Annotated in this window: 14 protein-coding genes and 2 pseudogenes; 3 read left to right on the forward strand and 13 right to left on the reverse strand. The window is 52.1% G+C overall.

Annotated elements, in window-relative coordinates; genetic code table 11:
• Nucleotides 1-10 precede the first annotated feature (10 nt).
• The 3 genes from ABS784_RS12340 to ABS784_RS12350 all read right to left on the reverse strand — a co-directional run bounded on the left by ABS784_RS12340 (nt 11) and on the right by ABS784_RS12350 (nt 1,261).
• Nucleotides 11-343 (reverse strand): PTS sugar transporter subunit IIA, encoded by a 333-nt coding sequence (locus tag ABS784_RS12340; protein WP_020279317.1) that lies wholly within the window; start codon nt 341-343, stop codon nt 11-13.
• 1 nt (nt 344) lies between these two features.
• Entirely contained in the window at nt 345-656 is a 312-nt protein-coding gene (locus ABS784_RS12345) for a PTS sugar transporter subunit IIB (protein ID WP_011231349.1), read from the reverse strand.
• Nucleotides 657-955: 299 nt separating this feature from the next.
• Complete coding sequence (locus ABS784_RS12350) at nt 956-1,261, reverse strand: MerR family transcriptional regulator (RefSeq protein ID WP_011231350.1); 306 nt, start codon at nt 1,259-1,261, stop codon at nt 956-958.
• 180 nt (nt 1,262-1,441) lie between these two features.
• Here ABS784_RS12350 and ABS784_RS12355 point away from each other — a divergent pair, with 180 nt between their 5' ends.
• Together ABS784_RS12355 and ABS784_RS12360 are read left to right on the forward strand one after the other, a co-directional pair.
• On the forward strand, nt 1,442-1,657 hold the full coding sequence (locus tag ABS784_RS12355) for a Fur-regulated basic protein FbpA (RefSeq protein WP_041467865.1): 216 nt from the start codon (nt 1,442-1,444) through the stop codon (nt 1,655-1,657).
• Nucleotides 1,617-1,754, forward strand: a complete 138-nt coding sequence (locus tag ABS784_RS12360) for a hypothetical protein (protein ID WP_011231352.1) — start codon at nt 1,617-1,619, stop codon at nt 1,752-1,754. Before ABS784_RS12355 ends, ABS784_RS12360 begins: the two co-directional genes overlap by 41 nt.
• A 73-nt stretch (nt 1,755-1,827) precedes the next feature.
• Here the strand turns inward: ABS784_RS12360 and ABS784_RS12365 are convergent.
• From ABS784_RS12365 to ABS784_RS12390, 6 genes and pseudogenes are all read right to left on the reverse strand, one after another.
• Nucleotides 1,828-2,253: pseudogene (locus tag ABS784_RS12365) on the reverse strand (MFS transporter); the annotation flags it as partial.
• A 235-nt stretch (nt 2,254-2,488) separates the two neighbouring features.
• Nucleotides 2,489-3,166, reverse strand: a pseudogene (locus ABS784_RS12370) (molybdopterin oxidoreductase family protein); the annotation flags it as partial.
• Nucleotides 3,167-3,386: 220 nt separating this feature from the next.
• The gene (locus tag ABS784_RS12375; protein WP_352512641.1) at nt 3,387-3,791 is read right to left on the reverse strand and encodes a DnaA N-terminal domain-containing protein; all 405 of its coding nucleotides are present in this window, start codon (nt 3,789-3,791) and stop codon (nt 3,387-3,389) included.
• Between the two features lie 18 nt (nt 3,792-3,809).
• The gene (locus ABS784_RS12380) at nt 3,810-4,211 is read right to left on the reverse strand and encodes an acyl-CoA thioesterase (protein ID WP_352512642.1); all 402 of its coding nucleotides are present in this window, start codon (nt 4,209-4,211) and stop codon (nt 3,810-3,812) included.
• Between the two features lie 221 nt (nt 4,212-4,432).
• The gene (locus ABS784_RS12385) at nt 4,433-5,620 is read right to left on the reverse strand and encodes an iron-containing alcohol dehydrogenase (protein ID WP_033012690.1); all 1,188 of its coding nucleotides are present in this window, start codon (nt 5,618-5,620) and stop codon (nt 4,433-4,435) included.
• Nucleotides 5,621-5,723: 103 nt separating this feature from the next.
• On the reverse strand, nt 5,724-6,758 hold the full coding sequence (locus ABS784_RS12390) for an NAD(P)H-dependent flavin oxidoreductase (RefSeq protein ID WP_033012688.1): 1,035 nt from the start codon (nt 6,756-6,758) through the stop codon (nt 5,724-5,726).
• Between the two features lie 201 nt (nt 6,759-6,959).
• Here ABS784_RS12390 and ABS784_RS12395 point away from each other — a divergent pair, with 201 nt between their 5' ends.
• Entirely contained in the window at nt 6,960-7,484 is a 525-nt protein-coding gene (locus tag ABS784_RS12395) for a hypothetical protein (RefSeq protein WP_128738870.1), read from the forward strand.
• 43 nt (nt 7,485-7,527) lie between these two features.
• On the opposite strand, the gene xylB is transcribed toward ABS784_RS12395, so the two are convergent.
• The 4 genes from xylB to gucD all read right to left on the reverse strand — a co-directional run bounded on the left by xylB (nt 7,528) and on the right by gucD (nt 13,728).
• Nucleotides 7,528-9,027, reverse strand: coding sequence for a xylulokinase (xylB, locus tag ABS784_RS12400; protein WP_352512645.1), 1,500 nt, complete (start codon nt 9,025-9,027; stop codon nt 7,528-7,530).
• A gap of 13 nt (nt 9,028-9,040) precedes the next feature.
• On the reverse strand, nt 9,041-10,378 hold the full coding sequence (gene xylA / locus ABS784_RS12405) for a xylose isomerase (RefSeq protein WP_352512647.1): 1,338 nt from the start codon (nt 10,376-10,378) through the stop codon (nt 9,041-9,043).
• A 108-nt stretch (nt 10,379-10,486) separates the two neighbouring features.
• Nucleotides 10,487-12,094: a glycoside hydrolase family 43 protein gene (locus tag ABS784_RS12410; RefSeq protein WP_352512649.1), complete on the reverse strand. Its 1,608-nt coding sequence runs from the start codon at nt 12,092-12,094 to the stop codon at nt 10,487-10,489.
• A gap of 161 nt (nt 12,095-12,255) precedes the next feature.
• Complete coding sequence (gucD, locus tag ABS784_RS12415) at nt 12,256-13,728, reverse strand: alpha-ketoglutaric semialdehyde dehydrogenase GucD (protein ID WP_352512651.1); 1,473 nt, start codon at nt 13,726-13,728, stop codon at nt 12,256-12,258.
• Between the last annotated feature and the right edge of the window lie 4 nt (nt 13,729-13,732).

The following is a 13,732-nucleotide window of genomic DNA, read 5'->3' on the forward strand; positions in this document are numbered from 1 at the left end:
CATCCTCCCTTTACACGTTTCGTTCCTTCAACAGCGCAAGCATTTCTTTTACAATTTCTTTCATTGCCAGCGTTGACATGACATGGTCTTCCGCATGCATAAGAAGCAACGTAAGATTTGTTTCTTCTCCACCCGCTTCTTTTTGAATGAGCTGAAAATGAACATCATGGGCGATGCTTAAGTCTTGCTCTGCTTCTTGAATCAGCCGCTCCGCTTCTCCGACCTGTCCGTTCCGGTATTCACGGATGGCTTGGACGATTTTGCTGCGGGCATTGCCGCTATGCAAAATCAACTGGAAAGCGACTTGTTCATTGGTGAGTTGATTGACATCGATTTTTTCCATCTTACTTGTCCCCCATCAATTTCAATGCCTGCTCATACACTTTTTTGCCATCCGCCATCCCATAAGCCACCATGTCAATGACATCGACTGGAATGCCGTATTTTTGCGCTTCTTTTTGCAATTCCTCTTTCAAAAAGCTCATTTGTGGGCCAATAAGAATGACATCGGCTTGGGCCATCTCTTTTTTCGCCTGATCTTGGCCGACCGCCCAAATCTCTGCCTCCTCACCGACGGATTTTGCATACTCCTGCATTTTCGTCACTAGCAAGCTTGTCGACATGCCAGAACTGCACGCCAATAAAATCCGTTTCATGATTCATTCCTCCTCTTTTCATTGAGTAAAATAAATGATATCGTTTTCAATTTAAATTATATACATTTATTTTTATTTGTCTAGTCATTTAATAAAAAAGATTAATATTTTTAAAATCAACCTTTTAATCCTGCAAACAAAAAAGCACGCACGAATCTCTGTGCGCGCCAAACAACTATGCTCTTACGATTGGACAAACGCCGCTGTGTTTACATCCTGTTGGCACACGGCCAGGCGGTTTTCTGCATGCTTTGCTTCCAAGCAGGGGATGCATCCAAAATTCGAATCTGCCCGCGCCCCTAGGAACGCCGCCGAAAATGCGCATTCATTTGCCCTTTCAACATCCGCTCGCGCAGCTCTTTCGTCATCTCTTGACGGATTTCCCACGTCGATACCCCTTCCTCGCGCTGATTGGCGATTTTCATCAACTGCTCCACATCGGCGAACGAATATTTGCGGATGCCTTTCGAACGGTCAGGGAACACCAGCTTCCGTTCCTCGTAATAACGAATTTGCCGTTGCGACAGCCCGGTCAGTTCGCTGACAACCCCGATCGAAATGACTTTTTTGTATTTGTAGTGATCTTCTTGCGGATGAGCTGTCATACTCCTCACCTCAATACGTTATATTTTCTAACGTAATTATACAAAAAATGATGTTAGCTCGCTAACTTTTGTAAATAAAATTAACATATTTTTTAAATTTCCTGTAAATGAGCTTAACACATTTGCTGTACACTGAAGAAAAAGATAGTATGGTAAAGGTAAAAACAGGGAGGGAATCGAATGGGGACATGGATGAGAAGCGCCGTACGGAAGAAAAAGCAATTTTACATCGAACAGCTCGTACGGTTCGGCTTAGCCGCCGACCGCGAGCGGCTTGAAGAATGGACGATGGCCGAACTGCGACGCGAATACGAACGATTCCACCCCGCCCAGACGATCGAAGGAGGACGCCGCCATGGACAAACAAGCGCTCGAACTGGCCAAGCGCATCATTGAGCTCGATCTGGAGCGCGATGCGATGTTTGAGCAACTGATCGCGCTCATCGGCAACCGAGCAGATGAACTGCTTCGTTTTTTGCAAAATCGATTGTAAAACGATCGCAAATGAGAAAGTGCCCTGAATTTCTTCACGGGCACCTTTTCTCATCATCATTCTTCAATAGACAGGCGATCCCCATGGCCAGCCCTTGATATTCTTTCGGATACCAGCGGCTCGCAAGCGGCAACGCAACGGCAAAGCTGGCTCCGCCCACCCCTAATAAAAATCCGAGCGCATACACATCCGACATCCGGTCAGCGAACTGCCACCCCCACACAAGCGGCACAGCTGTCACCGCCATGCCAAGCAGACCAGCCCGCTTCCCGCCCCAGCGGTCGGCGAGCATCCCCATCGGAATGCGAAGCAGCGCCCCGCCCAACACGGGAATGGCGACCATCATCCCTTTTTCCGCCGGCGTGAGCGCAAACGACTCAGCGACAAATACACCAAGCGCGCCAAGCAAGTTCCAAATCATAAAGCTGATATCAAAATACAAAAACGACGACAATAGCGTCGGCGCATGCCCGACGCGCCAAAACGATTTCCTCGCCATCTTCCCCCGACTCCCCCTTGGCACAGAGTGTTTGTTATGTTAAAATGGAAATGAAAGCGATTTCTACACCTACTTCCCGCCGTATTGCCGGGAAGTTTTTTTTCTGCATTCGTGATTCATTGAAAAATTCGGCGATTGACTAGACCCATCACCATAGCGTTCCCCGCTCGCGAACCTTGATGAGTGCGGTTTCCAACTGCTGATGAGAGGCAGAACGATGTTTGAATCTTGATGGCTAATTTCTCCCTAAATCGACCACCGGCCGCACCCGAGCTGCGCACCGCTTAAACGCCGGCATCCGGCAATGCGGATCGAGCTCATCGGACGTAACGTTGTTGATTTGCCCGAGGCCGCTCCAGTGGAATGGGACAAAAATGGTATCCTCGCGAATTTGATCATTGTAACGGCTGCGGACGACCGCCGCACCGCGCCGCGTTTCAATGCGCACAAGTATCCCTGGGCCGATCCCGTATCGTTTGGCTGTCCTCGGGTGGATCTCGACGGTCGCCTCCGGCTGCCGCGCCGCCAGTGCTGGACTGCGCCGCGTCTGCGTTCCACTTAAATAATGGGCAAGCACCCTTCCTGTCGTTAAATAAAGCGGATAACGTTCATCCGTCTCCTCTTTGTCCATCCAAAACGGCAAAACCGCAAACCGCGCCTTGCCGTCCGGATGAGCAAACCGTTCCGTAAACAGTCGAGGAGTCCCGGGATGATGCGGATCGGGGCAAGGCCAGTAGACACGTTCGCGGCGCAGCCGCTCATACGTCACACCATAATAGTCCGCTTTGCCGCCGCGGCTTGCCAGCCGCAGTTCGTTGAAAATCTCTTCGGCTGACGTAAAGGAAAAGCAGCGGCCCTTGCCAAGCTTGTGAGCGATCGCTCATAAAATTTCCCAATCATGTTTCACCTCCCCAGCATCATATCATGCAAAAAACGAAGTATGCATTTTATTTGCAAACTTATATAACATATTTTTAACATAAAATAATGAATAATCGCATAAAAAATCAGTTTAATATACGCATTTATCATATCAGCGTAACTTTTTATTACATAAAAACACGCGCGAAAAAGCGGCCTTCGCATGATCGAGCGGAGGCCGCTTCTTATTGGAGGTTGCTCATAGGGGATCATCAGTGGATCGGGCGGGACGCGAGCAGCTCATCAATGATTCGCGCGTAGTGGTCAATGCGCCGCTCAAGCTCATCCACTTGCTTCTCAAGCTGGGTCATATATTGGCGAAAGGTCATGGGAACGCCGTTCCGCTGTTCGAGCCGCTTTTCGATTCGCTGCCGCTCGCCGTGGACAGAGACGAAGATGCGCATATCGCGGCCAAACACTTCGCGTACGGTTTCACTGATGAGTTCGCCATATCTTGTTTGCAGCCATTCACATTGAATCTCGTTTAGGCATTCGATGATGAGCCAATCCTCATCCACCGTCGCCGACGTCGAGGCAAACCACGTGTCAAACGACGGGCCGGGCAGCTTTTGCGCAAGCTTCGTTTTCACTTGCTCCCAAAGATGATGCTCCTTCACACTGTCACCTCCTTTCATCTACTCTCTTGGCTGCCATAGATGTTCGCGCAATTTCGCCCGAATGTCATCCGGAATCGGCTCGGGCCGCCCGGTGTCAAAATTGAAATTGACATACACCGACCGCCCTTTCGCGCAGACCACACCGTTTTGATGAATTTCTTCATAAATCGTAAGGCTTGTGTTGCCGATGCGTTCAATGCCGGTATACACGGTCACATCTTGCCCATAATACATTTGGTTGACATAATCGACTTCCATGCGGATGATCACCATTCGCCAACGTTTGAATGACAAATCAGGCGTAAACAGCTTGAAAATTTCATGCCGCCCCGCTTCAAACCAAACGGGCACGGTCGTATTGTTAATATGGCCGACGCCGTCGGTTTCCGACACGCGCGGCGTAATGACAGTCGTAAACATAAACGCTCCCCCTCAACAGAACCGGAATCTTCTTTTGTCGAATTTAGGCGACTGATGTATATGGGTTCGCTCCACGATGTGGAAATTCCTGCTTCACCATCAAGAAAACGTGAAAAACGTCACCCCTTGAGCGGAAGGGGGATCCAACCTGAGGAGCGAGACCCTATTTCCAACAGCCAAAGAAAAAACAGGAGCCTGAAGCAGCCCCTGTTTTTGTGTTCTCACTTGTTGTTCGGTTCCATGATCGTCCCGGCAAACGCTGCTTGATAAATCGCGCGGATGTCGGCTTCCAAAAGCGGCATCGGGCTGCGGGCGAGCAGCCGTTTTTGCTGGACGGCGTCTTTCGTCAGACTTTCTAATGCGCTTTCCGGAATGCCAAAACCGCCGAGCGTCTTCGGAATGCCGACATCGGCGACGAGGCGCTCGAGCTCCTCGACGCAGCGGTGCGACGCCTCCTCCTCTGATAAAAAGCTCGAGTTGCCACCGAGGGCGTTTAAGATATCAGCCATTCGTTTCGTGCAGCTTTGGCGAATGTAGCCCATCACATATGGCAAGAGCACGGCATTTGATTCGCCATGGGCGATATGAAACTGTCCGCCAAGCGGATAAGCGAGCGCATGCACGCCGGCCACCCCGGCGTTGAAAAACGCCAAACCGGCCAGGTAGCTGCCGTTCGCCATATCGGTGCGCGCCTGTTTGTCCGTTCCGTTTTCCACCGCTTTGCGCAATGAGCGAGAAATCAGGCGCATGGCGGCGATGGCCAACCCATCCGATGTCGGACTCGCGTTGACCGACACGTACGCTTCAACCGCATGGGTAAGCGCATCAATGCCCGTCGCCGCCGTCACCCGCGGCGGAACAGAAACCGTGAGTTGCGGGTCGACGATCGCCACATCCGCCAACAAATAGTCATGCGTCACGACGTCTTTCGTCGTTTCTAAGGACAACACGGAGATGTTCGTCACCTCCGACCCGGTGCCTGATGTCGTCGGAATCAATATTTTCGGCAATCCTTTTTTCTCAAGTGTTCTCGTTCCAGTTAAGTTTAAATAATCGGCGACCGAACCTTCATGCACGGCCAAAACAGCGGCCAGTTTCGCCAAATCCATCGCGCTGCCGCCGCCGACGCCGATGACAAGGTCAAACTCTCCGTCGCGGACAAACGCCACCGCCTTCTCCCCTGTTTCAAGCGGCGGCTCCGGCACAACATCCGTATACACATGCACGCTGCACCCTGCTTGCCGGAGCGGAGATGCCACTTGCTCGACGAGGCCGAGTTTTTCAAGCGCTGGATCGGTGATCACCAACACGTGTTTTGCCCCAAGCCTTTTTACTTCTGGAACTAACTGCGTAAGCGCCCCCCAGCCGACATGGCTGAGCGGCGGAAAAACAATGCGAGCTGCGGTCATGGTTCTCCCCATCCTTTCTATTCGTTGATCAAACAGCGCCATTTAGACACTCGCTCAAAACGACGCGCCCCGCTTTTTCCATCAGACAAATGCAAGGGCTAATTTAGCGGCCCTGCGCCTCCTCCAGCTCCCGCTTCAGCTCTTCGACAAGCTCCGCGGCCGGAAGCTCCCGCACCAGCCGGTATCCTGTCCCGGCCCAAAGCGACATTCCCTCCGGGTCGCCCGCCTTGGCGGCAGCAGCTCGCAGCGGCTTCGTCATATGGTGCACATGCGGATACGCCGCCGGCGCCATGGCGCGATACTCCGCCATAAACCGGTTTACAAGCCCGCGCGCCGGTCGGCCGGTAAACGCCCTCGTCACGGCCGTTTCGGCAAACCGCGGATCGGCAAGCGCCTGCTTATGGAGCGGATGCGCCCCGCTTTCCGGGCAGCGCAAAAACGCCGTCCCGAGCTGCACCGCGCTCGCCCCTGCTTTGAGCGCCGCCGCGATGCCGCGCCCGTCCATGATCCCGCCCGCCGCCACAAGCGGAATCCGAACCGCCGTCCGCACTTGGGCCAGCAGCGGGAACAACGCGAGCGTCTCATCCTTTTTCGGATCGTTGCCAAACGACGCCCGATGCCCTCCCGCTTCCTCCCCTTGCACACAAAGCGCATTCGCCCCTGCTTCAGCAGCCATGCAGGCTTCTTCCCTTGATGTCACCGTCACCATGACAAACGACCCGGCCTTTTGCAAGGCGGCGATCACTTCCTTGTCCGGGCAGCCGAACGTAAAGCTCACGACCGGCACCCGCTCCTCAAGAAGCACATCAAACTTCGCCTCCCAGTCGTCGTCATCCCATTTCGGCTCGCCGACTGACGCCCCAAGCCGCTCCGCCTCGGATTCGAGCACGGCGCGGTAGCGTTCGAGCGCCTTTTCATCCACTGTTTTATCCCCCGGCACAAACACATTCACCCCAAACGGCCGGTCCGTCAACGTCCGCAGCTTGTGAATTTCCTTCCTCATGGCCTCCGCTGTCTTGTACCCGCCGGCCAAAAAACCAAGCCCTCCGGCGTTCGACACCGCCGCCGCCAGTTCAGGCGTCGACACTCCGCCAGCCATCGGGGCTTGGATGATCGGGATGGGAAGTGTAGAGAACATGGCAATACCCTCTTTCTGCATTAGTGGTTGTCCTATCCTCGTTTACGGCTTCTTAACTCTTTCGCGTTTTACTCAAGAAATTCCTTCATCGTTGCGTATAGGAGCATTTTGATTCTCCTACAAAGGAATAAAAAACTGATACGGCGAAGAAATAACGAGACACAGGCTGTCTTTATGAAAGACTATGACGGGGATCAAATAATGAAGCAACTAAAAACCAAAATCGAAAACAACGAGGAACTAACAGAACGAGATGAGTTGAATCTTATCTTTTTACCCTTGATGAAAAGTACTGTAGACTGTTCAGAACGAGCAATTGAGGCAGTAGAATTAGCCCAAAAGATTACAGATCCAGAAAAACAATTCCGCTTATTGTCAACGATTATTGCTGTGTCGGACAAATTTATCGATGAGAAATACGTTGAAAGACTAATGGAGGCGATCAAAATGGTGAGAGTACTTCGGGAATTGGAAAAAAGAGCAGAGCTGAAAGGGAGAATTTTTGAAAGCCAACAAGCCATCAAAAAATATATGAAAGCCCGGTATGGAGCAGCGGCAAAAGAAATACAGGACAAAGTAGATACGATCACCGATTTGTATATATTGACCCATCTGTTAGATGACATTTTCGGAGCTGAAACACGTGAAGAAATCGAACGACTAATCGACGAAGCGATCACAAAACAATCACAGATGAACCAAAGCACAAAACAGTTGGAAAAATAAAATGCTTCTCCCCCAACCCACCAGCCGGTTTGGGGGAGAGAAGTCACGGCCGAAACGCCTTTAACCGTTTCGCCAGTTCTTTCGTACGCGGATATACATCGCGATAAATCGCAAACAGCTCTTTGTATTTCGCCACCGCATCCGGCCGCGGTTCGACGATGGAATCGACTTGTTTGAACGCGTCGGCGCATTCCTTGAGCGAATCAAACCAGCCGACGCCGCACGCAGCGATCATCGCGGCGCCGAGCCCCGGCCCCTGTTCGTTTTTCAGCTTCTCGACCGGCAGACCGAAAATATCGGCTTGGATTTGCAGCCACTCGGCGCTTTTCGCCCCGCCGCCGATCGAGACGACCGAGTCGATCGTTTTGCCGCTCGCTTTGATGATCTCCACCGACTCGTTGAGCGAGAACGTAATCCCTTCCATGACCGCGCGGGCGAAATCCCATTTCGTCTGCCGCGAGTCGATGCCGATAAACGACCCGCGAATATCAGCGTCCGCATAAGGCGTCCGCTCGCCGACCAAATACGGCGTAAACAACAACCCGTTCGCACCGATCGGCGACTTGGCCGCGCATTTTACAATCTCAGCGAACGGCACGTCTTCCGCAAACGTCCGCTTCCACCAGTCGAAACTGTAGCCCGCCGCCAGCGTCACCCCCATAATATAGTAGGCGTTCGGCTCGGCATGGTTGAAGTAATGCACTCGTCCGGCGAAATCTTTTTCCCCACTTTGCTCATACGCCAAGACGACGCCGGATGTGCCGATGCTTGACATCATGCGGCCTTCTGCCAAAATGCCCGCGCCAACCGCGCCGCAGGCGTTGTCCGCCCCGCCGGCGAACACGTTCACCGATACCGGCAGCCCGGTCTGTTCGGCCACCTCCGGACGCAGCGTCCCGACCCATGCCGTCGCCTCAACAAGCGGCGGACAAAGCGAAAGATCGACGCCGACCGCCCGGGCGATCGCCTCGCTCCACGTTTTCGTTTGGATATCCAACAGCAGCGTCCCCGCCGCATCCGATACATCCATCGCCATGTGCCCGGTCAAGCGGAAGCGGACATAATCTTTCGGCAACAAAAACACCCGCGCCCGCTCGTACAGCTCGGGTTCATGATTTTTCACCCACAGCAGTTTCGGCAGCGTAAACCCTTCGAGCGCCTCATTTTTGGCAATGGAAAGCAACTGATCGCGGCCGACCTTTTCTTCAATGATCCGACACTCTTCCGTCGTTCGCGTGTCGTTCCATAAAATCGCGTTGCGCACGACGTTCCCGTCGCCATCAAGTAGCACAAGCCCGTGCATTTGCCCAGAAAAACTCAAGCCCACGACCGACTCCGGAGAAATGCCCGCCGTTTCCCAAACGCGGCGCAACGCCGTAATCGTCTTCTCCACCCAATCGTCCGGGCGCTGCTCACTATAGCCGGAATGAGGCTGGTAGAGGGGATAGGACTCGGTCCATTCCCCTCTGACTTGCCCATTGCGGTCGACAAGCAACACTTTCACCGCACTTGTTCCTAAATCGACGCCAATGACATATTCCACGCTCATCCCTCTTTCACGAACGAGATCCACTCGGCGCGCTGACTTCGAGCAAATATTGATTCAGCAACGTTTTCAAGCGCTCAAGACGTCCGGACGTATTGCGAATGTCGCCAAGCTGCAAGGCGTACTCCTCAAGCTTTTTGAAGTCCGCCGTCCCTTCGACGATCTCGCGGCCGATGCCTTCCGTATAGCTTTTGTACCGCTCTTCGATGAACTGTTCAAATACGCGGTCTTCCAACAAGCGATGCGCGACTTTCAAGCCGATCGCAAAGCTGTCCATCCCGGCGATATGGGCGTAGAACAAGTCTTCCGGTTCAAACGAACCTCTTCGCACTTTCGCGTCAAAGTTCAAGCCGCCGCGCCCAAGGCCGCCGTTTTGCAAAATTTCATACATCGCCAACGTCGTCGCATACAAGTCGGTCGGGAATTCGTCCGTATCCCAGCCAAGCAGCGTATCGCCTTGGTTGGCATCGACCGAGCCCAACATGCCATGAATGCGGGCGACGCGCAGCTCATGTTCAAACGTATGGCCCGCCAACGTCGCATGGTTCGCTTCAATATTGAATTTGAAATGATCTTTCAGCCCATATGTCTGCAAGAACGCCAACGCCGTCGCCACGTCAAAGTCATATTGATGCTTCGTCGGTTCTTTCGGTTTCGGCTCGATCAAAAACTGGCCGTCAAAGCCGATTTCTTTCGCATAGTCAACCGCCATGTGCAAGAAGCGGGCCAAATTGTCAAGTTCGAGCTTCATATCTGTGTTCAAAAGCGTCTCATAACCTTCCCGGCCGCCCCAAAACACGTAGTTTTCCGCCCCGAGCCGTTTGGCGATCTCGAGCCCTTTTTTCACTTTCGCCGCCGCATAGGCGAACACATCGGCGTTGCACGACGTCGCCGCCCCGTGAACGAAGCGCGGATGGCTGAACAAATTCGCCGTATTCCACAGCAACTTCGTTTTGCTTGTTTTCATGTACTCTTCAATCATATCAACGATTTCATCCAAGTTTTTATACGTCTCGCTGAGCGTTTCCCCTTCTGGCGCAATGTCGACGTCATGGAAGCAGAAAAACGGAACGTTCAGCTTTTCAAACAGCTCAAACGCCGCCTCCACGCGCGCCTTCGCCAAATCCATCCCGCTGTATTTGTCCCACGGACGAATCATATTGCCGACGCCAAACGGATCCGATCCGTCCCCGGTAAATGTATGCCAATACGCGACCGAAAAGCGCAAATGCTCCTCCATCGTTTTGTCGCCGACTTTTTCTTCCGGATTATAAAACTTAAACGCCAACGGATTGCGCGACTCCGGTCCTTCATACGCAATCTTGCCGATATTCGGAAAATAAGCCATGCCTAGGTCCCCCTTCATCATGAATCAAGTTCAATCAGCGAAAATGGCTTGCTTCGGTTTTATTATAACGCTTTCACATTTGTTTGTCTATCATATAAACAAAGTATTCTACAATTCTTTGTACAAAAAGTAGTCGAAATCGGCGTAGTTGTTTTGTCCTGAACCGTCCCGGCAATGCATGCCGACAAACGCCCCGGTAAACGCCGCGCGGCTTTTGATATAGTCGTCCGACAGTTTATATGATTCGAACATGACGGGAAGATCGATCCAGTCCATTCCATCGAAAGAATAAGAATATTTGTATGTTGTCGCTTGCACGGTTACCCGTAAATACACATACTCAACGTCATCAGGAACGACAATCTCCCGTCCCCGCAACGGTTGATCAACCACGAGATGGTCGCATGTCATCAATTCAAGAATCCGTCCTTTTTCCTCATGCCATGTGATTTGCAGTGTTGTCCAGTTTTGCGTATTATAGTAGTTCACGAGCCCAGCCGATTGTTGGATAGTCGTCGGACGAAACGCGACTTTCGTTTCCGCAACAAAGGTAAAATGCTGCCATCGTCTGGCGACAAACGCCTGTGTAAACCGGGAAGTGAGCGATTCCCTTCCGTACAGCCGCAAATGTCCCGGACGGGCCTTTAAGGTAGCGATGTCTTCCCCTAAAGGAATTCGTAATGTTTGAAAATGGTGGTTTAATGTATCACCATCAAAATCATCTTTTTCATCGTAATCGTTTTCCCACGGAACTTCTTTAACGTTCGGCCCGTCAATTTCTAACGAAGGACCGTTTCCCCCGACCACATAAGGCCATCCATTTTTCCATTCAAGCCGCTGAATCGCCGTTTCACGTCCGAGCGGGCAATAGCCGCGATGTTCCAGCAACGGCTGTCCCTCCCTTGGCAGCGGCCGACCAGTTAAATGAACAAGAAACCATTCGTCCGTATGAGTATGGACAATCGACGCATGGCCAGCCTTTTGCAACGGATTGCGCGGGTAAGGCCAAGACGTAATCAGCGGATTGTCGGGATGCACCTCATACGGACCATAGAGAGAGCGCGAACGGGCAATCGTCGCCGCATGGTTGTATCGCGTTCCCCCTTCCGCCGTCAATAAATAATAATAACCATTGATTTTATACAAATGCGGCCCTTCTGTAATTCTTAAGTCCGTTCCTTTGAAAATAATTTTCGGCTCACCAACCAATTTTTTCTGTTCCACACTGTATTCTTGAAGCACAATCCCGTAAAACGGATGATGGCCGACGCGGTGATCCCAATACATATTCACCAAGTATTTTCTTCCGTCCTCATCGTGAAAGAGAGACGGGTCAAACCCAGAGCTATTTAAATAAATCGGATCCGACCACTCGCCATCGATCGTGTCGCACGTCACAAGATAGTTGTGCCCATCCTTCCACTGGCCTTCGACAACTTTCACATCCGTATAAATGAGCCAAAACTTCCCGTCGCTGTACGACAAATGCGGCGCCCAAACGCCCCCGGAATCCGGGTTTCCGATCATATTCAATTGGCTTAACCGATTCAATGGCCGCGCCACCAAACGCCAATTCTTTAAATCTTTCGAATGGTAAATTCTCACCCCCGGAAACCACTCAAACGTCGAAACCGCAATGTAATAGTCGTCTCCCGCCCGGCAAATGGATGGATCGGGATGGAAACCGGTTAAAATAGGATTTTTGATTTTGATCATTTCTGATCCCCCTAGGAAAAATGCTAAATTTTTCATACAAAAGACATATAAGCGTGCATGACATGCCGCTTAGGCACGAAATCCATTGGTTATAAACTGTTGATTTTCATTTTTATATTGGAGGCGGAAATAACTACACGTTTTTACTTAGCTACTTAACCTTACTCACTGGCTTTCACAAATACCGTTTTAATCGATGTGAAAAACTCAATCGCTGCCTGCCCTTGTTCCCGCGAATGGGAGCTCGATTGCTTCATACCGCCAAACGGCGCTTGAAACTCGACTCCTGCCGTCTCCGCGTTGACTTTAATGAGCCCGGCCTCGATGTCTTGAATGAACTGCAGCGCATTCCCGATATTTTTCGTATAAAGCGAGGCGCTCAACCCGTATTCTGTATCGTTGGCGAGCCGAATCGCCTCTTCAATGCTGTCAACTGGAATCAACGCCAATACCGGGCCAAAGATCTCTTCGCGGGCAATCGTCATTTGAAGGTTGACCTCTTCAAAAATCGTCGGTTCAACGTAAAAACCGTTGGCTAGTTCGCCGTCGAGGCATCTTTTTCCACCGTAAAGGAGCTTCGCCCCTTCCGCTTTCCCTTTCTCAATATAGGAAAGAACCGTATTCAATTGCGACTCGCTGGCGCACGGCCCCATCCATGTGTCCGCATCCAGGCCATTGCCGATTTTCAGCTGTTTGACCCGCTCAAGAAGTTTCGCTTTAAACGGCTCATACACTTCCTTCTCGATGAAGACGCGGCTCGTCGCGGTGCATTTTTGCCCTGTCGAACGCAGCCCGCCGCTGATCGTGCCTTCGACCGCCAAATCCAAATCCGCGTCCTTGGCCACAATGACCGGATTTTTTCCGCCCATCTCAAGCTGGTATTTCGCCCCGCGCTCAAACGCGGCTCTTCCGACTTGTTTTCCGACAGCATTCGAGCCGGTGAACGTCACGCCGTCAATATCGGGGTGATTCGCAATCCCTTGGCCAATGACCGATCCGGAACCGCACACCATATTGACGACCCCGTTCGGGAAACCGGCTTCGTGGAAGCACTCGATCACCTTCGCCGCCGTCACCGCTGTTTCGCTTGCCGGTTTTAACACGACTGTATTCCCGTAGGCAAGCGCCGGCGCCATTTTCCAGATGGGAATGGCGACAGGGAAATTCCATGGCGAAATGACCCCGACAACCCCAAGCGGAACGCGGGTCGTAAACATCAACCCCTCACTGTCGCTCGATGGGATCACATCGCCCACTTTCCGCGCTCCTTCGCCGGCATAGTAACGCAAAATATGGACGCCCCGCATCGTCTCGGCTTTTGCTTCAGCAAGCGTTTTCCCCATTTCTCTTGTCATCGTTTCGGCAATATCGTCAAGGCGCTGTTCCAAAAGGCGAGCGGCCTTATACAAATACTCTCCCCTCTCAACCCCGGACCGCTTCCGCCACGATGCTTGCGCCTGTTTTGCCGCGGCTACAGCGGCATTTAAATCTTCGAGTGTCGAACGTTGGACATACCCGACGATGTCATGCCGATTCGCCGGGTTGAGGCTCGGTTCGACCTGATTGCTCACGGAGCTGACCCAGCTGCCGTTAATGTAGTTCAAGTATGTTTTGATTTCGGTTTGGACTGCCATGTTC

Origin of the sequence: Geobacillus sp. G4 (assembly GCF_040327975.1) — a bacterium.
GTDB lineage: Bacteria > Bacillota > Bacilli > Bacillales > Anoxybacillaceae > Geobacillus > Geobacillus thermoleovorans.